25 protein-coding genes are annotated in these 22,700 nt (G+C 30.8%); 9 read left to right on the forward strand and 16 right to left on the reverse strand.

What is annotated here, in order from left to right; all coding sequences use genetic code 11:
• Positions 1–31 precede the first annotated feature (31 nt).
• From Q4Q47_RS22045 to Q4Q47_RS22065, 5 genes are all read left to right on the forward strand, one after another.
• Positions 32–967, forward strand: a complete 936-nt coding sequence (locus Q4Q47_RS22045; RefSeq protein WP_303308891.1) for a TIGR01212 family radical SAM protein — start codon at positions 32–34, stop codon at positions 965–967.
• Between the two features lie 208 nt (positions 968–1,175).
• Positions 1,176–2,018, forward strand: coding sequence for a bifunctional helix-turn-helix domain-containing protein/methylated-DNA--[protein]-cysteine S-methyltransferase (locus Q4Q47_RS22050; protein WP_303308892.1), 843 nt, complete (start codon positions 1,176–1,178; stop codon positions 2,016–2,018).
• A gap of 1 nt (position 2,019) precedes the next feature.
• Positions 2,020–2,733, forward strand: coding sequence for a 2OG-Fe(II) oxygenase (locus tag Q4Q47_RS22055; RefSeq protein ID WP_303308893.1), 714 nt, complete (start codon positions 2,020–2,022; stop codon positions 2,731–2,733).
• Positions 2,734–2,931: 198 nt separating this feature from the next.
• A complete protein-coding gene (locus Q4Q47_RS22060; protein WP_303308894.1) occupies positions 2,932–3,144 on the forward strand; it encodes an Ada metal-binding domain-containing protein in 213 nt (70 codons plus the stop codon).
• Positions 3,131–3,754 (forward strand): alpha-ketoglutarate-dependent dioxygenase AlkB family protein, encoded by a 624-nt coding sequence (locus Q4Q47_RS22065; RefSeq protein ID WP_303308895.1) that lies wholly within the window; start codon positions 3,131–3,133, stop codon positions 3,752–3,754. Before Q4Q47_RS22060 ends, Q4Q47_RS22065 begins: the two co-directional genes overlap by 14 nt.
• Before the next feature lie 208 nt (positions 3,755–3,962).
• On the opposite strand, the gene Q4Q47_RS22070 is transcribed toward Q4Q47_RS22065, so the two are convergent.
• The 3 genes from Q4Q47_RS22070 to Q4Q47_RS22080 form a co-directional block, all read right to left on the reverse strand.
• A complete protein-coding gene (locus Q4Q47_RS22070) occupies positions 3,963–4,115 on the reverse strand; it encodes an SsrA-binding protein (protein ID WP_303308896.1) in 153 nt (50 codons plus the stop codon).
• Between the two features lie 486 nt (positions 4,116–4,601).
• On the reverse strand, positions 4,602–7,148 hold the full coding sequence (locus Q4Q47_RS22075; protein WP_303308897.1) for a M56 family peptidase: 2,547 nt from the start codon (positions 7,146–7,148) through the stop codon (positions 4,602–4,604).
• A gap of 2 nt (positions 7,149–7,150) precedes the next feature.
• Entirely contained in the window at positions 7,151–7,510 is a 360-nt protein-coding gene (locus Q4Q47_RS22080) for a BlaI/MecI/CopY family transcriptional regulator (protein ID WP_303308898.1), read from the reverse strand.
• 461 nt (positions 7,511–7,971) lie between these two features.
• On the opposite strand from Q4Q47_RS22080, the gene Q4Q47_RS22085 reads away from it, so the two are divergent.
• Positions 7,972–8,916 (forward strand): calcium/sodium antiporter, encoded by a 945-nt coding sequence (locus tag Q4Q47_RS22085; protein ID WP_303308899.1) that lies wholly within the window; start codon positions 7,972–7,974, stop codon positions 8,914–8,916.
• A 218-nt stretch (positions 8,917–9,134) separates the two neighbouring features.
• Here Q4Q47_RS22085 and Q4Q47_RS22090 read toward each other — a convergent pair whose 3' ends face one another.
• A complete protein-coding gene (locus Q4Q47_RS22090) occupies positions 9,135–9,839 on the reverse strand; it encodes a DUF4369 domain-containing protein (RefSeq protein ID WP_303308900.1) in 705 nt (234 codons plus the stop codon).
• A gap of 47 nt (positions 9,840–9,886) precedes the next feature.
• On the reverse strand, positions 9,887–11,155 hold the full coding sequence (locus Q4Q47_RS22095; protein WP_303308901.1) for a DUF819 family protein: 1,269 nt from the start codon (positions 11,153–11,155) through the stop codon (positions 9,887–9,889).
• Positions 11,156–11,804: 649 nt separating this feature from the next.
• Between Q4Q47_RS22095 and Q4Q47_RS22100 the strand changes: the two genes are divergently transcribed.
• Positions 11,805–12,470: a M15 family metallopeptidase gene (locus tag Q4Q47_RS22100; protein WP_303308902.1), complete on the forward strand. Its 666-nt coding sequence runs from the start codon at positions 11,805–11,807 to the stop codon at positions 12,468–12,470.
• Between the two features lie 55 nt (positions 12,471–12,525).
• On the opposite strand, the gene Q4Q47_RS22105 is transcribed toward Q4Q47_RS22100, so the two are convergent.
• Positions 12,526–12,879 (reverse strand): DUF6249 domain-containing protein, encoded by a 354-nt coding sequence (locus tag Q4Q47_RS22105; RefSeq protein WP_303308903.1) that lies wholly within the window; start codon positions 12,877–12,879, stop codon positions 12,526–12,528.
• 191 nt (positions 12,880–13,070) lie between these two features.
• On the opposite strand from Q4Q47_RS22105, the gene Q4Q47_RS22110 reads away from it, so the two are divergent.
• Positions 13,071–13,658, forward strand: a complete 588-nt coding sequence (locus tag Q4Q47_RS22110; protein WP_303308904.1) for an RNA polymerase sigma factor — start codon at positions 13,071–13,073, stop codon at positions 13,656–13,658.
• On the forward strand, positions 13,639–14,052 hold the full coding sequence (locus Q4Q47_RS22115; RefSeq protein WP_303308905.1) for a hypothetical protein: 414 nt from the start codon (positions 13,639–13,641) through the stop codon (positions 14,050–14,052). Before Q4Q47_RS22110 ends, Q4Q47_RS22115 begins: the two co-directional genes overlap by 20 nt.
• Here Q4Q47_RS22115 and Q4Q47_RS22120 read toward each other — a convergent pair.
• From Q4Q47_RS22120 to Q4Q47_RS22165, 10 genes are all read right to left on the reverse strand, one after another.
• The gene (locus Q4Q47_RS22120) at positions 14,049–14,552 is read right to left on the reverse strand and encodes a cupin domain-containing protein (RefSeq protein ID WP_303308906.1); all 504 of its coding nucleotides are present in this window, start codon (positions 14,550–14,552) and stop codon (positions 14,049–14,051) included. The two genes, Q4Q47_RS22115 and Q4Q47_RS22120, sit on opposite strands and share 4 nt — an antisense overlap.
• 3 nt (positions 14,553–14,555) lie before the next feature.
• Positions 14,556–15,512, reverse strand: coding sequence for a sterol desaturase family protein (locus Q4Q47_RS22125; protein ID WP_303308907.1), 957 nt, complete (start codon positions 15,510–15,512; stop codon positions 14,556–14,558).
• A 123-nt stretch (positions 15,513–15,635) separates the two neighbouring features.
• On the reverse strand, positions 15,636–16,877 hold the full coding sequence (locus tag Q4Q47_RS22130; protein WP_303308908.1) for a DEAD/DEAH box helicase: 1,242 nt from the start codon (positions 16,875–16,877) through the stop codon (positions 15,636–15,638).
• A gap of 43 nt (positions 16,878–16,920) precedes the next feature.
• On the reverse strand, positions 16,921–17,556 hold the full coding sequence (locus Q4Q47_RS22135; RefSeq protein WP_303308909.1) for an MOSC domain-containing protein: 636 nt from the start codon (positions 17,554–17,556) through the stop codon (positions 16,921–16,923).
• 47 nt (positions 17,557–17,603) lie between these two features.
• The gene (locus Q4Q47_RS22140; RefSeq protein ID WP_303308910.1) at positions 17,604–18,680 is read right to left on the reverse strand and encodes a DUF418 domain-containing protein; all 1,077 of its coding nucleotides are present in this window, start codon (positions 18,678–18,680) and stop codon (positions 17,604–17,606) included.
• A gap of 108 nt (positions 18,681–18,788) precedes the next feature.
• The gene (locus Q4Q47_RS22145; RefSeq protein WP_303308911.1) at positions 18,789–19,481 is read right to left on the reverse strand and encodes a helix-turn-helix transcriptional regulator; all 693 of its coding nucleotides are present in this window, start codon (positions 19,479–19,481) and stop codon (positions 18,789–18,791) included.
• Between the two features lie 118 nt (positions 19,482–19,599).
• The gene (locus Q4Q47_RS22150; protein WP_303308912.1) at positions 19,600–19,977 is read right to left on the reverse strand and encodes a VOC family protein; all 378 of its coding nucleotides are present in this window, start codon (positions 19,975–19,977) and stop codon (positions 19,600–19,602) included.
• 442 nt (positions 19,978–20,419) lie between these two features.
• Positions 20,420–20,998 carry a helix-turn-helix domain-containing protein gene (locus Q4Q47_RS22155; RefSeq protein WP_303308913.1) on the reverse strand — a complete coding sequence of 193 codons (579 nt, stop codon included), beginning with the start codon at positions 20,996–20,998 and terminating at the stop codon, positions 20,420–20,422.
• A gap of 304 nt (positions 20,999–21,302) precedes the next feature.
• The gene (locus Q4Q47_RS22160) at positions 21,303–21,713 is read right to left on the reverse strand and encodes a hypothetical protein (protein WP_303308914.1); all 411 of its coding nucleotides are present in this window, start codon (positions 21,711–21,713) and stop codon (positions 21,303–21,305) included.
• A gap of 428 nt (positions 21,714–22,141) precedes the next feature.
• Positions 22,142–22,585, reverse strand: a complete 444-nt coding sequence (locus Q4Q47_RS22165; RefSeq protein ID WP_303308915.1) for an SRPBCC family protein — start codon at positions 22,583–22,585, stop codon at positions 22,142–22,144.
• Positions 22,586–22,700 lie beyond the last annotated feature (115 nt).

Consider the following 22,700-nt stretch of genomic DNA (forward strand, 5'->3'; position numbering starts at 1 on the left):
ATTAAATTAATATTTAACTCTGATCTCTTACATGAAATTTAACGGAAGTAAGGAATACAATGATTTTGGTTCGTTTATAAAATCACATTTTTTAGAACCAGTACAAAAAATATCTATTGACATAGGTTTCACATGCCCTAATAGAGATGGAAGTAAAGGAACGGGAGGCTGTACTTACTGCAATAATAACTCTTTTAACCCAGATTATTGCAAACCTCAAAAAAGTGTTTCTGAACAGCTAAATCAAGGTATTGAGTTTTTTTCAAGAAAAGGAAATAAAAAAAAATACTTAGCGTACTTTCAAGCGTATACTAATACGTATTCAGATATTGAATCTCTTAAAAAGTTATATTTAGAAGCTTTAAGTCACCCCGAAGTAGTGGGTTTAGTAATTGGTACTCGACCAGATTGTATTAGTACTGAATTAATTGATTTCTTGTCTGAGTTATCTCAAACCTATTTCATATCATTAGAATTTGGTGTTGAAAGCACATTAAATAGAACTTTAGAGGCTGTTAATCGTTGTCACACATTTGAAGAAACTCAGAAGGCATATAATCTTGCCAAAGATAAAGGTTTGCGTCTAGGAGCTCATTTAATTATTGGCTTACCAGGAGAATCAAAAGAGGATATTTTAAACCATGCAAAAGAGCTATCTAAACTTCCAATACATTCATTAAAACTACATCATTTACAAATTGTTAAGCATACCATGATGGCCTTTCAATATAAAAACAATCCAAAACAATTTGATTTGTTTAATTTGGAAGATTATATTGATATTATTAGCGAATTTATATCATTACTACGATCTGATATTATTATTGAGCGTTTTATAAGTCAATCACCTGCAGACCTACTTATTGCTCCAAAATGGGGAGGGTTGAAAAATTTTGAAATAGCTGCTAAAATTGACAAAAAATTAAAAGAAAAAAATCTTTGGCAAGGAAAGTATTACATGCTCTAATATCTGCTAAGATTAATGATATCTCTTAAATAAACAAATCTTTGCTGAAAATTAGATCATAGAACAACGATATAATTAATTTTACTATTCTGCTTAAAATCATAACTGATTTCCCTCAACTAAAAACATAAATAAAAAGGTGTTTAGCAAGAATCGGGTTTTATGATCTTTTAAGGTAAGATACTTTTGTATCATAAAATTCAAAGAAATGACAGAGCAAGAACAAATTAATTATAATCGAATTGCAGAAGCCATTAATTATATCAGAAAAAATTTTAAGAAACAACCCTCTTTAAACAATATTGCGGAAAGTGTTCATTTAAGTCCACACCACTTCCAACGTTTATTTACAGATTGGGCAGGTGTGAGTCCGAAAAAGTTCATGCAGTATCTTAGTATTGAATATGCTAAACAATTATTAAAAGACAAGCAAGCTACATTATTTGATACTGCCTACCAAACTGGTTTTTCTGGAACAAGTCGTTTGCATGATTTGTTCATCAATATTGAAGGAATGACCCCTGGCGAATTTAAAAAAGGAGGAGAAAACCTTCATATAAACTATAGTTTTGCCGAAAGCCCGTTTGGAAATATCATGGTGGCATCCACTTCAAAAGGTATTTGTCATATGGCTTTCTTCGAAGATAAAAGCAAAGCATTATCAAAGCTAAATAACCGTTTTCCAAATGCTAATTACAATCAGGTTGTTGATGTTGCTCAACAAAATGCTTTGTTTATCTTTCAAAACGATTGGAGTAAGCTCAATCAAATAAAATTACATTTAAATGGAACGCCGTTTCAATTAAAAGTATGGGAAACACTTTTAAAAATTCCTATGGGAAATCTATCTACATATGGTTCAATTGCGAAAATGATTGATAAGCCCAAAGCTTCAAGAGCTATAGGAACGGCCATAGGAAATAACCCTGTAGCCTTTATAATTCCTTGCCATCGCGTTATTAAATCGACAGGAGATATTGGAGGATATATGTGGGGAAATACCCGAAAATCTGCAATAATTGGTTGGGAAGCTGCTAAAGTAAATAGATAGCATGGAAGATTTAATTTCAAATATAGAAGCCATTGATTGGAATAAAATGGCGGTAGATATACACGAAAAAGGATATGCTATTGTTCCAAAGTTCCTTTCAGGTATGTTATGTCAAGAGTTGAAAAGCTTGTATGAAAATGAAAAAGGCTATCGAAAAACGGTTGTAATGGAACGTTATCGTTTTGGTTTGGGCGAATACAAATATTTTGATTACCCACTACCAAAAACCATTCAAATTTTACGCGAACAGATGTATCCAAAGTTAGTACCAATTGCTAACTTATGGATGAAGGTCTTAAAAATTGATAGACGGTTTCCAACAACATTTAGCGAGTTGCAGCAACAATGCCACGATAATAACCAACTAAAACCAACAACTCTGATCTTAAAATATGGTAAAGGAGGTTTTAATACCTTGCATCAAGATTTATATGGAGATGTCTATTTCCCTCTTCAAACTGTTTTGTTTTTAAATGAGCCAGATGTCGATTTTAGTGGTGGGGAATTTGTACTGACGCAGCAAATACCAAGGGCACAATCTAAAGCGACTGTGTTACAACCAAAAAAAGGAGATATGCTTATTTTTACTACTAATTTCAGACCTGTAAAAGGTACAAAGGGGTATTACAGGGTAAATATGAAGCACGGAGTAAGTGAGCTACATAACGGAGAAAGACATACCTTAGGTATTATTTTTCACGATGCAATAAGTTAATGGTAATAAAACACCAAAACATTTCAGATATTGAACTCATTTAAACTTTTTGGGTTGAAGCGAAAATTAGTCATTTTGTATCCAGTTGAAAGCTTTTTAGAGTTGCATAGCACCGATATGGAATAAAAAAAAGGTGAAAAGTGGGTGCAAAAGGATAATTTTTTAGCCAATTTTAAAAGTTTAAATGAGTTCATTGCTTTGAGAGCAAAAATAAAAGCAAAGCAGATTATTTTTGGAGGTCATAAGAATTTGAAGATTTATGGACATTTGAATTGTAAATCGGGTAAACGAATGAAACAAGAAAACCGTGTGTTCTTTTCGAATGAAAAAGAAGCGTTAAAAAATAATTTTCGTCCTTGCGGACATTGTATGAAAGCGGATTATAAAAAATGGAAAAATGACCTTGTTTGATATAAAAATTGACGCAACAAAAAATCTCCTTCCAAAAGATGGAACCGTAAATTATTATGGCAAATTATTAGAAGATAAGGAAGCAGGTTATTTTTTTAAAACGTTGTTGAATACTATCGAATGGCGACATGACGAAGCTATTATCTTTGGTAAAAAAATAATAACTAAACGAAAAGTTGCCTGGTATGGTGAGAAGCCTTTTGAATATACCTATTCCAATACCACGAAACTCGCATTGAATTGGACAAAAGAATTGTTGGATTTAAAAACCAGAGTAGCATGTAGAACGGGTGAAACCTTTAACGCTTGTTTACTAAACCTTTATCACAATGGAGGAGAAGGTATGGCTTGGCATAGTGATGGTGAAAAGGATTTAAAAAAGAATGGCTCCATTGCATCTTTGAGTTTTGGAGCTGAAAGGAAATTTGCTTTTAAACATAAAAAAACCAAAGAGAAAATAAGCTTGGTATTAGAACATGGTGGTTTATTGGTAATGAAAGATATCACACAAACTTATTGGTTACACCGATTGCCTCCAACCAAATTAATAAATACTCCCAGAATAAATTTGACCTTTAGAACGATTGAAGAGAATGAAAATAATAACTAACATAGCCTCCTAAAAAAGGTAGTAAGCACATTTGCATTACTACATATAAAATATTCTAAAACACACGCTCACTATATACATGACATAGAAGGCAAGGTGTCGAGAACCAATGAAGAAAAAACGTAAAACAGACCAATACGGTCCTGCATTGTTATAGGGCTTAAAAAAGTTCAAAAAGAAATCAATTTTAAAAGTTTAAACCAGTTCATTAATCTAAAGCATTTTTAGTAACAAACCATCTCCAACCAATAATAGCCATTTGAAGCTTACTTGCTTTTGCTAGGTCTAATCGTTGTTTAGAATAACTCGGTAAAATTGTTTTATTAACCTTTGCTAAAAATTTAAATACTTGCTTTTGCATTTTATAAAAATAGTAAAACTTATTCTAGACTAAGTTTTACATTTAGTGAAATTTATATAATTGAGATAATAACTAGTATAGCATCAATTATAAGTTTGGCAAGTGTTATCATATTTTTTAGGTTTTAAAGGTTAATAAATGGGTTCATTATATCAATGTTTTCTGAAGATATATATTTACCCATATGTTTACCAAACGTTTTTATGAAAATCGATGAAATTGAATGCGAAATTGTAAGTAAAAAAATGTAATCGATTACTGTTTTAGAGTGACGTTCTTTAACTAAGTTTTATTTTATAACTAAAAAATATTAATACTGTTATAAAATGTAATAATTGTAGAGGTGTTTTTGGTGTTTTTTTTATTATTAAGGGACTATTTATCTTAAAAAAGATGTTTTTTATCAATTTCATCTTTTTTAAATATTAAAGTAAAAAAAGACACCCAGTATTGGGTGTCTTAAAATTATTTAGTTTGCTATAGTTTTTATTCTTCTTTAGTCGTAATTTCTACAACGCCATTTTTTCCTTTATTGCCGTATTTTTTTAGAGCAATTTCATCTTTGAAAACATTAATTGATTCAATTTTATCATGAGAAAGCTTTTCAAAATCTTCTTTTTTAACTTCTTTACCGTTTATAACATATAGTGCAGAACTTTCAAGTTTAACAACGGGTTTTTTTGTGCTTTTATTTTTTAATTTAATTATAACGACACCATTTTTTGCTTTTTTTCCGTATTTCTTTATGCTTTGCTCTTTATCTTTTATAACACGAACCGAATGAATTTCTTGTGGGTCTATTAAATCAATTTCTTTTTTGGTGATTTCATTCCCATTTAACAAGAATAGAGGATGTTCATTAAATTTTTTTACAGTTTTCTCTAATAGATTTGGGTTGTCGTTAATGAATAATGTGTCTTTAGATACAAAAGCGACATTAGTTCTCTCTGCGGAAACTTTCCATGATGATTTTTTGTTTCCTTTTGTACTTTTGGCATCATTAAAATATATAGAATCGGTTATTAATGGTTTTCCAGGGATAAATTTAGTTTTCCATTGATCGCTCTTTTTAGTACTTATGATAACAACTCCGTTTTTAGCTTTTTTGCCATATAAAGCTATAGCACTATCGTTTTTTAAAACACTTATAGACTCAATTTTATTAGGAGATAAATTTAGTATTTCACTTTCAAGCATTTCATTACCATCTAAAATAAAAAGAGGTTTTTCTTCATTTTTTATATTTAATGAATTACTATATTTAATTGCATTTGGCGAAGGGTAGCCTATTGATGTTTTCCATTTTGAAGTTTGTAGCGAGTCACTTTTAAGCAAAACATTACCAGAAGTATATGCTATGTTGTTCTTTATATTAAAATGAATGCTATCTGTTGAGGTTAACTTGGAGCCTTGATAGAATTTTGGAGTTTGACTATCTTTGATAGTATACGATAATGTTTTGTCGTTGAGTATATAAATGCTGTCACCTTCAATAGAATAGCTACTTGCCTTTTTCTTGTTATTGCTTCCATAATCAATTACGTAAGTATTTGAATTAATTGGTTTTGTAAACCCAAAACTGCTATTACTTTGTGAATAAATAAAAGGCTTTATAGGAGCACCTCTATTAAAAGAAATTGTTCCGGCACCTTTATCATTTTTAAATTCAGCATGAATAGCAATGATTTCATTGTTTGGATTTCGTTTTATTTTACTGAATTTAAGTGTAACACCTTTTTCTTTTCCTTTTTTTATAACTTCTTTAAAATCATTATCTGCAAAATCTTTAGTAATTGTTATGCTAAAAGGTTTAATATCTTTTTTCAAAACTCTTTTAGTATCTATTATTGGTTGGTTGGGGTTTAAAGTAGTTTTTTTTACACCGCTTACACCAAATTGACCTTTGTTTTTGTAAAAATAAAAAGACTTTATAGGGTTATTAACGGCGTTGTAAGTGCAATGGCCACCTTCTACTTCAAACTTTGTCGAGATATTAGTTATTTCTCCTTCGTTATTTCTGTTAAGATCGGTATATATAAATTTAATATCATTTTTTTTAAGTTTCCTCTCAATCTTTTTTAGGTCTTTATCTGATAAATCTTTGTTGAAAATAATTTTAATGCCATCGGATGTTTTATTTTCTTGATTTTCAACGATGTTAGAATCACTATTCTTTGAAACTTTAGCAACATAAATTTCCTCAGTATTGAAGCTTATTAAAAACATGGCTAGCAAAGGAATTGCAAAGGCATACTTTATTAAATTGATTTTTTTTGATTTCGATTTGTGTAACATAATGATGCGTTTTTTGATTAATGAATTATAAAAATTGTTGCTTAAAGCCATTTGATGAGGTGGCAAGCTTGTTTTTAGCAATGTCGTTTGATAACTTTTTTTGCAGCTAAATTTGCTTTGTGCTTTTTGGTCTGCTATAAATTCTAAATTTTGTTTTACATCTTTACTATAGAACCATATGAACGGATTAAACCAAAGCACAATGCAAGAAAGTTGTGTTAATAAGATATCTATAGAATGATATTGTCGTACATGTACTTTTTCATGTGTGATAATTTGATTCAACTCCGTTTTGCCAAATTGAGTTGGATTATAAACGATCCAGTTAAAAAATGAAAAAGGAGAAATATTAGTACTGATTTTTATAAACGTAAAACCATTTTGCTTTTCACTTTTATTTTTGAAAATTAAGGTGGATAATGACACAAATTGTACAATGAAACGACAGGAAAAGAAAAGGACACCCGCTAAATAAACAAAAGGAAGATAGTCTATAATATTAAAAGATTCTTCAGTGTTTTCAAGGACAGTAGTATCACCAAAACTATAATTTGTTGTTAAAGTAGGGGTGTATTCAATATATATAGGAATGACTAAAAAAGGAACAATAAATGAAGTCATTAAGCCCAACAAAAGAAAGCCTCTGTTTGATTCAAAAAAAGTGTCACGTTGTAAAAAAACTTTGTAAATCAAATAAAAAATAGCAATGACGGCACTAACTTTTAATAAATATTCCACGGTTAGTTGTTTTTTTCAATGAGTGCAATAATCTCTTTAAGTTCATCCACGCTAATTTTTTCTTCCTTAGCAAAAAACGATACCATATTTTTATAAGAATTATTAAAATAATGGTCTATCGCCAAATTCATAAACTTTTTCTTGTAATCCTCTTTGCTAACAATTGGGTAGTATTGGTGGGTTTTTCCAAAGGCATTATAAGCAACATAGCCCTTATCCTCTAAATTTCTAATAATAGTAGAAAGTGTATTATAATGAGGTTTGTCATCTTTAATTTCGGCTAATACATCTTTAACAAAAGCCTTTTCAAGCTTCCATAAAACATGCATAATTTCCTCTTCCTTGTTTGTTAATTTTTCCATAATTACTAGTTTTTCCATTTCCTCGTAGGAGGAAATCTTATTATTCTAATTTTGTTAGCGTTGCGTTTCACAGGCGTTAGACTTTGGCAACCTGATTTTTTTTTTTTGCACAGAAATTTTCAGCAGGTCAAAGGGGCTAAACAAATTGCTTTATCCTAAACACATTACAAACGTATAACTATTTTTATAGTTATACAACTAAAATAATAGTTATTTAACTGTATTTTAAGTTTTCAACTGAAAAAATCACTTTTCTCTTCAAACTTTCATTAAGAAGTGGTTTACGTTTTTTTGATTGAAGCAAAACATCTGGATTTTATATCCAGATATAGTCTTTTTTGAGTTGCATAGCTGCGCTAGGAACGAAAAAAGGATAAAATATGGGTAAAAAAAAACATTTTGTAGTCAATTGTAAAAAATTTAAACCACTTCTTATACTATCTTCGCAAAAAAATATTTTTATGAGTATACTTTGGGTCATCCTTGGTTTTACATTGCTGGTAATAGGGGGGGAGTTTCTTGTGCGTTCGTCTGTCGCATTATCATTTAAGTTTAGTATATCTAAAATGGTCATTGGTATGACAGTGGTATCTTTTGCAACCTCAGCTCCAGAACTATTGGTAAGTTTACAAGCCGCGTTATCGGGATCGCCGGCTATAGCAATTAATAATGTAGTAGGCTCTAATATTGCCAATATCGGTTTGGTACTTGGTGTTACTGCTATGGTTGGTGCTATAGCGGTTGATAAATCATTTTACAAGCTTAATTGGCCGGTTATGATGATCTTCTCAATAGTTTTATATTATTTTCTTAAAAATGATCATATTCTTACTGCTATAGAGGGAGGGATTTTATTCATTGGTCTTATTTTCTTTTTATATACATTGATTAAAAAAGGAAAAAAAGACACAGATGTAGAAGAAGTTGATGAAGCTTTAGCGGTAGTTTCAAATTTTAAAATATTTATTTGGTTAGCTATTGGAGCGGCAGCTTTATATTTTGGAAGCGAATGGTTAGTAGAAGGGTCAAAAGAAATTGCCCGTTCAGTTGGGGTTAGCGAAGCAGTAATTGGAGTGTCTTTAATTGCCATAGGTACTAGTGTACCAGAATTAGCGGCATCTGTTATTGCTGCTGCAAAGCAAGAAAAAGCCATTTCGTTAGGTAATTTAATAGGATCTAATATTTTTAATATAGCGTCAGTTTTGGGTTTAACAGCTATGGTAAAGCCTATTACAGTTACTGAACCTCAAATACTGTCTCATGATATTTTTTGGATGTTAGGCTTTAGCTTTATTTTAATACCAATAATATTTTTGCCAAAGAAATTACAAATAAGTAGAGGAAAGGGCTTTTTTTTAGTTTTTGCTTATGGTATTTTTATGTTCTTAATATTTACCAGAGGCTAATTAAAAAGTGTCATTTAAATGCATATAGCAAAGCAGTCTTTTTTATATTCCTTCACAAAAAATAGCATAGCATAAGACTAGCAAGAGAAGATTCTTTATTATATGTATTATGGTCAGAACAAGTCTGACCATAATAATTAATCATTTACAATTAAATTGGTATAAATAAGATAGAAGTCGACGCCAATCGTTATACTTTTATTTGGGTTTTAAAAACTTCAATTTTCTTTTCCCGAAGCTTTTCTTTTATCAATAAACGATTGCAGTTCTTTGCCATACTTAGAATTTTTAACTTTTGGTGTTAAGCTATTATTTATAGTATCTAAAAAATGAATTCTGGCATTATAAACTTCTGAAAGAGCAAGATAAGGAGCTACTTCACTATCCTTATTATTTAATGCAAAGTTTACAGTATATAAGTATTTCCTTTTTAATGAATTATCTGACTCTTTTTCAAGAGCTCTAATTTTTACTGTATCGTTGTTTTTATGAGCATCAAAATGTTCCTTTATGATATCTAAATTCCTATTATTCATTCTAAACATAATAGCTTCGTATTCTTCTAATGTTTTTTGTTGATCAGAACCGTTAATTTTTGCATCAAAAACAAAGTTTTTTAATGTCGTATTAATTTCTGTGATGCCTTTATCTGCAAAAAAAGTAATTCTATCTTTTTCTGTACTATTCTTGTCTAAGTACAAAAAGAATATTTCTGGGGATTCTAAATCAGAATGCAACTCGAATTGGGAATTACCATTTACAACTAAAGAATCAACAGTTACCAAAACAGTATCATTTACTTTTTTAAGGTAAATAGTTCCTTTTTTTAAATCTTTAATATTTCCTTTAACTATTAAATCATGCTGTTTTTCATTACAGGAGATTATTAAAAAAGCTAAAAACAAGAATAAGAATTTTTTCATTTTAAAATTAATTTAGGAGCGCAAATATCTAAAAATATTATTTAAAACTAACCTGCAACCGAAGCTAATTCCATTAAAGTAGCACAGAGTAAGGCAGAAAATGTACCAATGGCATATCCAACAACAGCCAGTAATACTCCAACTGTTGCTAATGATGGATGAAAAGCTGCAGCAACAACGGGCGCAGATGCAGCTCCACCAACGTTTGCCTTACTACCAACAGCTAAAAAGAAATATGGTGCTTTAATAATTTTGGCAATAACGATAAGTAGAAACACATGTATAGCCATCCAAATAAGTCCTATTACTAGCAGTCCAGGGTTTTCAAAGATGGAGCCCAAATCCATTTTCATACCAATACTTGCGACTAAAATGTAAATAAAAATACTCCCTAATTTACTAGCTCCTGCACCTTCATATTTTTTTGCTCTTGTAAATGATAAAATAATTCCTAAAACGGTTGCAATGGTAATCATCCAAAAGAAAGTAGAGGTAAAAGATGCTAAGGCAGAGGTTTTATCATTAAAAACCTCAAAATTAGTAGTTAAAAAAGTAGACATTTTATTTGATCCAAAATGGGCTATACCAACTACAGTGAAAGCAATTCCGAACATAATCATATAATCTGTTAGATTAGGAGTTTTTGAAACACTTTTTTCGTAGCTAATAACTTTTTGTTTCAGTTTTTCAATGGCGGTATTATCGGCTTTAAGCCATTTGTCTATTTTATCTTTTTGTCCGATCCCAAATAATAAAACCGCCATCCATATTTGAGCTACAACGATATCTACAAGAATCATAGCGCCGTATTTTTCTGGATTGTATTTAAATATTTCATACATGGCTGTTTGATTTGCTCCTCCGCCAATCCAGCTTCCTGCTAAAGTAGAAAGGCCACGCCAAACAGCATCAGGGCCTGCACCTCCAACCGTTTCAGGGCTTACCATTGATACTAAAAGTATGGCAATTGGTCCTCCAATAACGATGCCTATAGTTCCTGTAAAAAACATGATCAATGCTTTAGGGCCCAAGTTGAATACAGATTTTAAATCTAGACTTAGCGTCATTAAAACCAATGCTGCTGGTAATAAGTAGTCTTTAGAAATATTATAAATTTTTGATGTTTCAGGAGAGATTAGTCCCAGTGAATTTAGAACTGCTGGTAGTAAATAACACATTAAAAGAGCTGGTACTATGCTGTAAAACTTAGCCCAAAACCCTTTTTTTATTGAGGATGTATAAAAAACTAATGCCAGCATAAGCATTAGTAATCCAAAAGCAATGGTGTCATTAGTAAATAGAGGTTGATTATTCATAATAGGTTTTAACGATTAAAAATTGCAATATATAGAAAATTTAAAAAGGATTTATTTGAGTTTGGCACGGATGTTGATGTATAGAAAGTAATTATATTTAATTAAAAAGTTTATTGAGTGGTTACTTTAAACTTTAAATGTAATTCATATTTTTGGTTAGTTAGTTAGTTAGTTAGTTAGTTAGTAAAAAAGCATCCTTTTCAGGATGCTTTTTTTATTACATATGAGGTATTTTTATGTTAATATTTAAGGATAATAATGTGTATTTCGTCGATATTTATGTTGTTTTTGTCTTTAAATGTTAAAATTTAATGTATTTCATCGATTTTATTAGTATTTTATCGTTTGCAAAGAATTATAATTTTACTTTTGAAGTGTACTAAATAACACACTTTTTAGTTCAATGGATTAATTAATTAATATTTGCATTATGATGTACGATATAGAGACCCTAAATCTAGCTTCATAATAAAAAAGCAAATTGAAAGAAAACCGAGTTTGAGGGAACTCGGTTTTTTTGTGCCCAATTTTTAATGCATTGATAATTTATTTACATTAGCTTACAATACCAATTAAACCTCAAAAGATAACGCATATAATTTAAATTATTTATGTGCCATTTTGAAAATCAGTTGCTATAACTAAAATTATGAGAAAATTATTTACACTTCTAGTTATGTTTTATTATGCTTTTTCCTTTGGGCAATTAGAAAAGGGGTTTGTATATGTTCATGATATTATTCCAGATTTAGATGTGGAGTTGAGATATTATACTTCAAATAATTTTGTGGGAACACCTATTGATGGTTATCAATCAAATAAACTCATACTAACAAAAGAAACAGCAAATAGGTTGAAGTTAGTACATGAAGAGTTACAGGAACAGAATTTATGCTTAAAAGTTTATGACGGTTACAGACCGCAGCGATCTGTAAATCATTTCATTATTTGGGCTAAAGATTTAAATGATACTATAGCTAAGCATCTATTTTACCCCGATATAAAAAAGAAGTATTTGTTTAAAGAACAATATATAGCTTCAAGATCTGGACATAGTAGAGGGAGTACTGTAGATTTAACGATAATTGATGGTAATACTGGCAAAGCATTGGATATGGGGAGTGCTTATGATTATTTTGGACAAGAATCTTGGGTGAATTATGAAAAGATTACTGATAAACAAAAAACTAATAGACAATTGCTACAAACTGTTATGCTAAAACATGGTTTTAGAAATTACCCTAAGGAATGGTGGCATTTTACGTTACGAGGAGAACCTTACCCTAATACTTATTTTGATTTCCCTATTAAATAAAAAAGCCTGCCTTTTAAAAAGCAGGCTTTAATTTTTTGATTGATGAATAATTATACTATTCTTTATCAAGGTTTTTAGTCATATTAAAGCCAGCAAATAAACCAACGCCGGCCATTAAGAAAATACTACCTACATATAGTGGTCCTTCCTCTATGGTTGTATAATTTTCTAAAATGGATGCAATGAATGTTCCTATACCTATTCCCATTAACAATAGAGATAGGTTTAATATTAATACTTTCCAAACGGGTGCCGTATAACTTTTGCTTTTCCCTTTAACAAAAATAGTAGCATCTGCTCCTTTTTCTATAAGTGCTAAGCGTTCTTTGTTACGTGTTGAAAAATATAAATAAAATACGCCAAAGATGGCGCCAAATATAATTGGCACTATGATTAATTCTGATCCCATAATTGTTTGTTTTTAATTGATTAATTTTAAACTGTTCATAGCTTATGACGACATGTTCTTAATTTTGGTTACACTTTTTTTTGAAAAAATATTTTTTATTCTGGAATTGGTTTAAACTTTTAGCCAATTATAAAAAATTTAAATGAGTTCCTAGTGTAACCTTAAAGAGTATATAGTCGTCTTACATTAAAATGACCACCAACGACCAACATTATATCAATCTAATTATTGATGGCGATACGAATGCTTTTGAAGTATTGGTAGAACGTTATAAGGATTTGGTATTTACTTTAACGCTACGTATGCTTAAGAATAGGGAAGAAGCCGAAGAAGTAGCACAAGACACTTTTATAAAAGCATATAAATCATTAAATAGGTTTAAAGGCGATTCTAAGTTTTCAACTTGGATTTATAAAATTGCTTATAATACGAGTTTAGATAGGTTAAAAAAGAATAAAAAACATTTTAATGATGTTGCCATTGACGAATTTACTGAGCATCAAGTAAAAACAATTGATAATGCTTTGGATCATTTAGAGAATAAAGAACGCGAACAATCTATTCAAGAGTGTATAACTTTATTACCAAGTGATGATAGTTTTTTACTAACTTTATATTATTATGAAGACCAATCTTTAGAAGAAATTTCCAAAACTATGGGTTTAACACCCAATAATGTGAAAGTTAAATTGTTTAGAAGTAGAAAAAAGTTGGCAACTATTTTAAGAGAACGATTAGAACCAGAAATAATTGGACATTATGAAAGAGAACGCAGATAAATATTTAGATAATTTAGCGAAAAAAGTAATGAAAGACACTCATTTAGAGAGGCCTTCTTTTAATTTTACTGCTTCAGTCATGTCACAAGTTACAGAGTTAAGCAATAATAGTGTTACAGAATATAAGCCTTTAATATCTAAAAAGGGGTGGATTGTTATTTCTATAATATTTTTAGCTCTAATGGCATACATGCTTCTCGGTATTCAGGAAGGATCAACAAGTTGGTTCGATGCTTTAGATTTAAGTTTGCTATCTAATAACAAAATAATAAATCTATTTTCAGGATTTTCAGTGTCAAATACGCTTACTTATGCTGTTGTACTTTTTGGATTCATGCTATGTGTACAGGTGTTTTATTTAAAGAATCATTTTAACCAAAGACTGCAGAACTAAAACCTTGTAAAAGCAGTAATTATATGGCTATGTTCAGGAAACTTTGAAATGAGCATGTCTCTTTTAGGGAGTTCAAAATCATTAAAATCGAAACCGGGAGAGACTGTACAGCCTACTAAAGCATATGAGTTTTTATCAAGAACTTCAGCAGCGAACCAATCTTTAGCCTTTACTACAAATTGAGGGTTTTGCTTTTTTTCTATATCATTTCCTATAATAACATTAGAATAAATACCATCATCAGAAATTATATGAAGTTTTAAAGGTGCTCCTTTGTAAAAATGCCAAATTTCGTCTTGCTTAATTCTATGGAATGCAGAAAAAAATTCAGAAGTTAAAAGAAAGTAAATGGACGTAGCGTAGTTTCGTTGTCCAGAAAAATCCTGACCTAGGTTTTCTTTGTTAATAGTTCCTTTGCTTCTATAAACTTCTTTAAAATAACCACCCTCAGGATGTGATTGTAATTCTAATTGATCTATGATTTTTTGAATAGCACTCATAATTTAAGTCGTAGAAGGGGTTAATTCATTATTTCTAACTAGCTTTTCTGATTTTTGTTGATTTCTCATTTGTTTGATAGTCAATGAGCTTCCATCATGACTCCATCCGGGAGGGCCAAAAGCATACATGAACTTATAATATAAGTTAGGGGTTTTTTTCATATCATTCCAAATATCTTTGTATTCGTGTGTTAATATAACCAAGGGGTTATAAGAATTTGGTGGTTTTGTAACGCCATAAGCGATATCAATATTGTCATCTAATTCTTTCCAGGTTCCAAATAATTTATCAAATATATTTAAAAACCCTCCATGATTTTTGTCCATATACTCCAGGTTTTTGGCGTGATGTACTTGATGCATGGTATGTGTATTAAATACTTTTTCGATGATTCCCATTTTTGGAATATACGCAGAATGTAATTGAAATTGCCAGAGTGCTTCAATACCTAAGCAAACTATGACCATTTCTGGGGGAAAACCAATAATTGGTAACCACATATAAAATAAAGGTTTGTACAAAATTGTAAACCAACCATTGCGAACAGCAGTTCCCAAATTAAAGTTTTCGGAAGAATGATGTACAATATGCGCTGCCCATAAAAAACGTACCATATGATTTTGTCTGTGAAACCAGTAATATGTGAAATCATCTAAAAATTGACAAATTAACCAAATAGGCCAGGAGTAACCAAAAGATTGCCACCCCATAATATTTGTACGTACACCATCAATTATAGGATTACACAATTCGTATAAATAATTAAAAATTATAATAGCCGAAACAGTTTTGATTAAGGGGGCTAAAACGACCGATCCAATACCCATAGTTAGACTCGACATTAAATCTTTCCATTTATAGAGGTCTTTGTGGTCGTGTGTTTTACTATAGGTGAGTTCGACTAAAATAAGTCCTAAAAAACATGGAATACCATAAACTAACGGGTTTGTAAAATTCATTTATCTTTATTGAGAGACACCTATATAAAATTATAAAGCTAGTCTAATTCTATTTTGTAACAGAACTGGTACGGTCTTAATTTTTACGAAAGGTATGTATTATATAACAGAAATATTGAGAAATTAGTACCAACGTTTCTTTTTCTTTTTGGAAGCTTCACTTTTACGCCCCTTTTTATACTTGCTACCTGTTTTTTTAGATTTATGAATAATAGGCTTTGCTTTGGGGTCTAAAGGGTAAGGGTGGTCTTCAATAATATCTATTTGAACCTGAATAAGCTGCTGAATTGTTTTTACGTAATTTTTTTCATCTGCAGAACAAAATGAATAAGATGCGCCTGTATTTCCAGCTCTGGCAGTTCGTCCTATTCTATGTACATAAGTTTCCGGTACGTTGGGTAAATCGAAATTTATAACAGCATCTAAATTATTAATATCAATACCACGTGCAGCAACATCAGTCGCAATTAGAATATTAACGTTGTTTGATTTGAAATTTTTTAAGGCTTCTTGTCTTAAATTCTGGCTTTTATCCCCGTGAATGCTATCTACCTTATAGCCATTTTTTAATAATGTTTGTTCTAATTTTTCGACACCAAACTTCGTACGCCTAAAAATAAGGATGCTCCCTTTTATAGTGTTTCTTAGTAAGTGCAAGCACAATTCCATTTTATTACGTTTTGGCACATAATAAAGTACTTGATTGACATTTTTTGAAGTTGAAGAATTTGGAGCTACTTCAACACGTTCTGGTACTCTTAAAATGGTGTTCGCTAACTGTTCTACTTTGTAAGGTATGGTAGCAGAGAATAGTAAAGTTTGTTTTTCTTTGGTACAAAGACGTTCAATTTTCTTTACATCATCAATAAAACCCATATCCAACATTAAATCGGCTTCATCTAGCACTAAAGTTTCTACATAGTCTAGATTAGCCATGTCCTGTTTGTGTAAGTCGAGTAAGCGCCCAGGTGTTGCAATTAATATATCTACACCCTTTTTTAGAATATCTTTTTGAGGCTCGATAGAAGTACCTCCATAAACTACAGTGCTTCTTAAATTAGTGTAAGTACTATAGTTTTTAAAGTTTTCTCCAATTTGTATGGCTAATTCACGGGTTGGGCTTACAATTAAAGCACGAATTTTTTTTCCTTTTTTTGAAGCATCTTGTTTATCAAATAACAGCTGTAAAATTGGTAAAGCAAAAGAGGCTGTTTTTCCTGTACCTGTTTGAGCCGAAACAATAACATCTTTTTTATCTAAAACTAAAGGAATCGTTTTTTCTTGAACAAGCGTTGGTTCATCATAACCGGTTTCTGCAATAGCTCTTAAAATAGGCCGGTTTAATTGTAAGTCTTTAAATGACATATTGGAATTTTATGCCGCAAAGATACACCAAAATATAACGCTGCTATTTTATGAGTTTTTTTAATTTCTCTCGTTTCCTTAATGGTAAGGCCTCATTCTCTATAGCTAACTTAATTAAAGCTTCATTTTTGTTTTTTGAAAACAGTAAATCAAAAAGCTGCCATGTGGTTAGGCTATTTTTTGCTTGTTTAACAAGTTTAAAAGCATCTCCATTTTTTACAAGTCCCTCTTTTAAAATACGTACATAAGTACCTGGATAACCGTGCTCTATAAATTCTTTTAATGCTTTTTGAGTTTCAAATTTAATACCGAATTTAAAACAAGGCTCACGAGGTTGTGTCACTTGCACTAAGGCATCTCCAACTTCATAAATATCACCAATATAGATCTCCTTTTCGTTTAAACCAGAAATAGTAAGGTTTTCACCAAACATACCATAATCCCAATTTAAATTTGGGTATCGATTTTTCCAATAAGAGTAATGTTCATCAGAAAATATATAACATGCTTTAAATACGCCACCATGTACTTTTTTATCTGATACTTCATCATTTTTTACGCCTTCTTTTTCTAAATAAATAGGTTTGTTTGTTGGTTTTTTATAGATACCAGTAATTAACTCTTTTCCGTTCCAAATAACGGAAGTTGGTTTAGCGATGTTGGTAGAAAGAACCTTCATGTATGCATTTATATTTAAATTATACCCAATCAAGTTGAGCACATGTTTTAGCTAGTCAGTTTTCTCATGACCCATTCCAATGGGCCTAATTTTTTATACTTTGTCCATATTACTGCAAAAATAATGCAAAGCAGACTAAATATAAAAGCATAAACTATAGAGAAATTCAATGAGTACATTCCTAATTCTGTTGCACTAAATATTTCCATAGATCCCATCCCAATAATAACGTGGGCTACATAAAATGTAAGTGCTAACTGCCCTGTTTTTGTTAGAGCTATAATAATACTATTATTATTGAATTTACGTGATATTAAAATGCAAATAGAGATAATAAAAATGGCAATACTGCTTCCTGATAACATATAAACCGGTAACGGAGGCATGGGACTTGTTCCAAGAACTTGTAATAATTCATTAGCTATGCTTTCATTCCCTTCAGATAGAAAATAAATTGATAATGCAGAAGTTAAACGTACAAGTATAAAAATAGATAAGCTTACCCAAAGTGATCTTTTTATGAATTTGTCATTATTTAGATCTTGTTTTCCAAACCATAAGCCAATAAGCATAAATGATGCCCAAGGTATCACTGGATGAAAACCATTGTAAAAAAGGTTTCTAAAAAAACCTTTCAATGTCCAAAAGTCTTGATACGTATAAGTTGTGAAATTCCAGTTAGTATCATAGTTAAAAAAGAACATGAGTATGGGATAAATAAAAATAAGAAATACAGAAAAGAGTAATATGATCTTTGGTCTACTCTTAATAAAAAGTAACGTTAGGAGCATGTAAATTCCATAAAAATGTAAAATATCTGCAGGCCAAATGTATATATATGAAAGGCCAACAGTAAAAAGGAATAACGCTCTTTTTAGAATGCTCTTTTTTGACTTTTTTAATTTTAATTCGTCGTTATTTTTGATTGAGGAATTAGTCATAAATGCTAATCCAATACCAGCTAAAACAACAAAAGTTGCTGCGGCTTTACCGTCAAAAATATTTGAAAAAGATTGCATCCAACTATCACCTTCATGACCAAGTACCATTTTAAAATTAACAATAATCATTCCGATAATAGCCAAGGCTCTTGCTACGTCTATTCCTATAATTCGTTTTGTCATTTTTTATGAATACTGGTCGTTCTTTCCTGTTATTTTCAAAAGGATAATTACTGTTTTATTATTTTTAATAGAAAGAATTTTATGCATTAAAAATACGTAAATTATGCTTTACTTTTCGTTGTAAGGACAGGATTGAAAATAAGCTTGAAGGTTAAATTTTCTGTCTTCAAACTTTTCTTGTAGAATTTTAAAATGTTGTATTCTATCAACCCTAAAAGCACGGTAATCTTGTCGTAAGTGACACCAAGCAATAAGGATCCATTTGTGTTGGGTAGAATACATGGCGTAGGGCTCTATTTTCCTGAAAGAAACATTAGTATCATTTACTTTACAGTAATTAATTTCTATACGGTTAAAATTAGTAATAGCCAATTGTATTTCGGAAAGGGCATTGCTGGAAATGTTCTCGTAAGTTGGATTAAAAATATGAATTTTACTTTGTAGCAATTCACTTTTTTCTTGGATGGACGTTCTAAAAACGGATTTGATTTTAGTTAAAGCGTCATTAAAATCTTCGACGAAAGAGGCATCTTTTGATTGATTTATTAATTGTTCTGCAGTGATTAAGGCATTGGCCTGCTTTTCGGTAAACTGTACAGGAGCAACAGAGTATCCATCCATTAAAGAATAGCCTCTACCTTCAATGGTAGTGACGGGTATACCGGCTTCTTCAAGCTTTCTAATGTCTCTGTAAATGGTTCTTATGCTCACTTCAAACTTTTTAGCAAGTTCATTTGCTGTTAAAAGGCGTTTAGATTTTAACAGGGTTAATATCGCTATGAGTCTTGATAATTGAGACATAATAACAAAGATAGTGAACCGCTTGGCAATCCACTATCTTTATACCACTTACCAATTAATAACTGGCATTCGTTTTTGATTGAATAAATTTTATACCACTTCCATGATCTGTTTAGTATTACATCATAGAATGTAATGCTACTCTATTGCCTTCGGTATCTATGAACTGCGCTATAAATCCATTTTCGTTGATATCCGTTTTTGGCATGAGTATTTTACCGCCATTAGCTTCTACTCTTGAAAGTGGCGCACTTAAATCGTCTCCACCATTCAAATAGATAGTCGCACCATCTGCTGTTGGGTTTTGTCCTTCTCCCTGGATTATGGCACCTCCAACACCTTTGTTTTCCATATCGTAAGCAAATACACCATATTTTATATTGTCTTCTGGCATAGGATGGTCAATAATTTCTGTACCAATAACGGTAGCATAAAATTGTTTGGCTCTTTGGTAGTCTTTTACTGGGATTTCAAACCAGTTAACTGCATTTTTCATTTTTAAATTTGATTTAATTATTAAACTTACATGCAAAGTTATTCGAGGTTGTGTCGTAGTATGTCAGGGGTTGTTTTTTTGTTGAATAATTTTTAAAATTATTTCGGGAGGTAAGTTTAGTGGTCTTGTATATAAGTAGCAGAGAAAAAAAACAATCTAATTTCTTGACAATACCATTTAAAAGATTCTTCAGTCGTTCCTCCCTATCTGCCGACAGGCAGGCTACTGAATGACAAAGCGATTTTCTTTTTGTTCAAAGGCTGTTGTCATTCTAAGAAAAGCGAAGAATCTCACTGTCTTTACATTAGGTGAAAATCAAAAAGTTACTTAACCAATTAAAGAACTAAGAAACTCTCTGCTCTTGCTGGTTTCTATAACTAGTGGCGTACAGAGTAAGTAAGCACGGATTACAAATCCGTGAGAACGGGTTGTGCTACGTATTTTATCTTAAAATTCGTAATGCAGGTCTATACTTAAATGATTTTTTATTATGAACTCTAATTGTATTATATATTGTAATAATTATATTATATGCATATAGAATTATCAAAGGAAGAAACATTTTAAGTATTCCAATGTACAAAACCCCTTCAAATCCAAACATTCCAGTTATTATGAATATATAATACAGGAACAATAGTAGAGTCCAAGATATTTGAAAATTCAACATTGATTTTCCTAATTCATTTACGTTTTTTAGTTTATCTTTTTTTAAAATCCACATTGTTAATGGGATAATAATTCCAAGCAGTGGAAAGAATAAAAAAGCAAGTGCAGAAAGACTCATAAGAGTCAAATAGTTTTGGTCTTCCTGTATTTTCCAATCTACGATTTCATCAGGAGAGGTGTTTAGTGCAATAGCTAATCTTTTTAAAGTATCTCCTCTAGGAACTGTTTCGTTGTTTTCAATTCTCTGAATAGTTCGTAAACTTAGACTAGATTCTTCTGCCAGTATTTCTTGAGATATTCCTTTTCTATTCCTTAATTCTTTTACTCTTTGTGCTAAATTCAAATTGTTCATTTTAATATGATTTTTAATTTAAAGTAAAAGTATTTTGGTTTCGTCATATTAGATAGCGTCTTTATTATGTCATTTTTACGTCGTTATTGTCGCAGACCTGTTTTTTCGGTATGGCAACACATAATGCAAAGATAAAATTCCGTTTTAATGAATTTTATCGGCTGTTACCTGCCTGTCGGCAGACAGGAACGAAGGTAGTTGAAGATTTTTACAAAGTCAACATGTATATTAAACAAAAAAACTCAGCCCCAGCACTAGTATATACTAGCGCTAGCAGGAGAATAAAACCTCTTAAAATCTTTATTTATCTTCTTTTAAAAACCAAAGGACCACTATTACCACTATCTGTAACAAAGATTCCCTCCAATGTGTTTTTGTCTTCACTCAATTTGAGATAGTGTTTGCCTCCTTCTGGACCCCATGCCGGAATTGGACGAATAACATCGACTTTATAAATAATAGAATCACCTTTTACTATGCCTTTTCCACTTTCAAAAAATGGTTGATTTTTAAACTCAATATAGTGCCCCATGTATACGCTATCTCCAATTATAGAAAACACAGCGTAACAATTATCAAAATTATCATCATTACAATCGCTCCAAATTCCATTGAAATTTGCTAAAGGAAGTGTATGCACTTCTTTTTGTTTTTGACATGAAAAACTTAGTAATATAAAAGAGAAAAGGAGTAGAATTAAATTGCTTTTCTTCATGGGTTATATTTTTAAATGATGCGAAATCTGGTTGTTTTTTGCTGAAAATTTTAACTCCGCTACCGCAACGCTCTAGCGTGATGGCGGACAGAGTGCATAAATGTAAACAAAAAGAATCTAGGAAAGCTTCTACATAGCTGTGCTTTTTTATTTTCTTCATCTTCTCTTGCTAGCTCTCGTCTTTGACGAGTGACCACAAAGCTGTCTCGTCCTAAAAAAGTTTATATATTTATAACTAAATCCTAAAATAGATTTACAAACTCATCGTTTTTACGATACTGTAAAATACAAAAGCTCTTCCAAATAATTTAGAATATCTTTTGTTTGTTTTTCTTACTCAAGAAGGCACTCGTCACAGACAAGCGCTAGCATAACAAGCTATTTTATAACCTCATGCAAAAGCAATATATTTATAATGATTGTCGTAATTATATATCTGTTAGCTCAGCAAATTCTTTAAACTGATTCATCCACTTTTGGCTTTGTTCTTTAAATTTGCCTGGAAATAGTTTAGCCATTAATTTAATCAAAATTCCGTTAAATTTTGTGTATTCAACCTCAGATATGTATTGTGTCTTGTTCGGATTAATTACTTTAAAGCGCGTAGTTTGCGTATTTGTCATATGACGATGTTCGTAAAGAGCGATTTTCTCTTTAGGCAACTGGCAGGAAATGATTGTTTCTAATAATTCAATTCTCCTTTTATCCTGATAAATAATTTTTGATTTTGCGCCTTTTGAATTTCGTATTCCACTTATAAGCTCGATACTTTTAAATCCATCTTGCCATTCTTTGAAATTATTTTCATTTTCCCAAAGTGCTACCGTTTTATCAATAGGTAAATTAATATCGATTGTAGAAGTATATTTCATAATCCTTTTTTTATAATGTGCTACAATACAAAGATAAAATTTTGTTTTAATGAATTTTATCGGCTGTTACCTGTCTGGAAGACAGGGAAGGATGTAGTTGATAATTTTTACAAAG

The organism is Flavivirga spongiicola, from assembly GCF_030540825.1.
GTDB lineage: Bacteria > Bacteroidota > Bacteroidia > Flavobacteriales > Flavobacteriaceae > Flavivirga > Flavivirga spongiicola.

Coding starts and splice junctions, on each gene's coding strand:
- Q4Q47_RS22080 (WP_303308898.1), bottom strand. CDS start 7,510: ATGGAAAAATTAACAAACAAGGAAGAGGAAATTATGCATGTTTTATGG.
- Q4Q47_RS22085 (WP_303308899.1), top strand. CDS start 7,972: ATGAGTATACTTTGGGTCATCCTTGGTTTTACATTGCTGGTAATAGGG.
- Q4Q47_RS22065 (WP_303308895.1), top strand. CDS start 3,131: ATGACCTTGTTTGATATAAAAATTGACGCAACAAAAAATCTCCTTCCA.
- Q4Q47_RS22090 (WP_303308900.1), bottom strand. CDS start 9,839: ATGAAAAAATTCTTATTCTTGTTTTTAGCTTTTTTAATAATCTCCTGT.
- Q4Q47_RS22055 (WP_303308893.1), top strand. CDS start 2,020: ATGGAAGATTTAATTTCAAATATAGAAGCCATTGATTGGAATAAAATG.
- Q4Q47_RS22125 (WP_303308907.1), bottom strand. CDS start 15,512: ATGAATTTTACAAACCCGTTAGTTTATGGTATTCCATGTTTTTTAGGA.
- Q4Q47_RS22100 (WP_303308902.1), top strand. CDS start 11,805: ATGAGAAAATTATTTACACTTCTAGTTATGTTTTATTATGCTTTTTCC.
- Q4Q47_RS22155 (WP_303308913.1), bottom strand. CDS start 20,998: ATGAACAATTTGAATTTAGCACAAAGAGTAAAAGAATTAAGGAATAGA.
- Q4Q47_RS22095 (WP_303308901.1), bottom strand. CDS start 11,155: ATGAATAATCAACCTCTATTTACTAATGACACCATTGCTTTTGGATTA.
- Q4Q47_RS22050 (WP_303308892.1), top strand. CDS start 1,176: ATGACAGAGCAAGAACAAATTAATTATAATCGAATTGCAGAAGCCATT.
- Q4Q47_RS22115 (WP_303308905.1), top strand. CDS start 13,639: ATGAAAGAGAACGCAGATAAATATTTAGATAATTTAGCGAAAAAAGTA.
- Q4Q47_RS22150 (WP_303308912.1), bottom strand. CDS start 19,977: ATGAAAAATGCAGTTAACTGGTTTGAAATCCCAGTAAAAGACTACCAA.
- Q4Q47_RS22045 (WP_303308891.1), top strand. CDS start 32: ATGAAATTTAACGGAAGTAAGGAATACAATGATTTTGGTTCGTTTATA.
- Q4Q47_RS22160 (WP_303308914.1), bottom strand. CDS start 21,713: ATGAAGAAAAGCAATTTAATTCTACTCCTTTTCTCTTTTATATTACTA.
- Q4Q47_RS22110 (WP_303308904.1), top strand. CDS start 13,071: ATGACCACCAACGACCAACATTATATCAATCTAATTATTGATGGCGAT.
- Q4Q47_RS22165 (WP_303308915.1), bottom strand. CDS start 22,585: ATGAAATATACTTCTACAATCGATATTAATTTACCTATTGATAAAACG.
- Q4Q47_RS22120 (WP_303308906.1), bottom strand. CDS start 14,552: ATGAGTGCTATTCAAAAAATCATAGATCAATTAGAATTACAATCACAT.
- Q4Q47_RS22145 (WP_303308911.1), bottom strand. CDS start 19,481: ATGTCTCAATTATCAAGACTCATAGCGATATTAACCCTGTTAAAATCT.
- Q4Q47_RS22135 (WP_303308909.1), bottom strand. CDS start 17,556: ATGAAGGTTCTTTCTACCAACATCGCTAAACCAACTTCCGTTATTTGG.
- Q4Q47_RS22140 (WP_303308910.1), bottom strand. CDS start 18,680: ATGACAAAACGAATTATAGGAATAGACGTAGCAAGAGCCTTGGCTATT.
- Q4Q47_RS22070 (WP_303308896.1), bottom strand. CDS start 4,115: ATGCAAAAGCAAGTATTTAAATTTTTAGCAAAGGTTAATAAAACAATT.
- Q4Q47_RS22130 (WP_303308908.1), bottom strand. CDS start 16,877: ATGTCATTTAAAGACTTACAATTAAACCGGCCTATTTTAAGAGCTATT.
- Q4Q47_RS22105 (WP_303308903.1), bottom strand. CDS start 12,879: ATGGGATCAGAATTAATCATAGTGCCAATTATATTTGGCGCCATCTTT.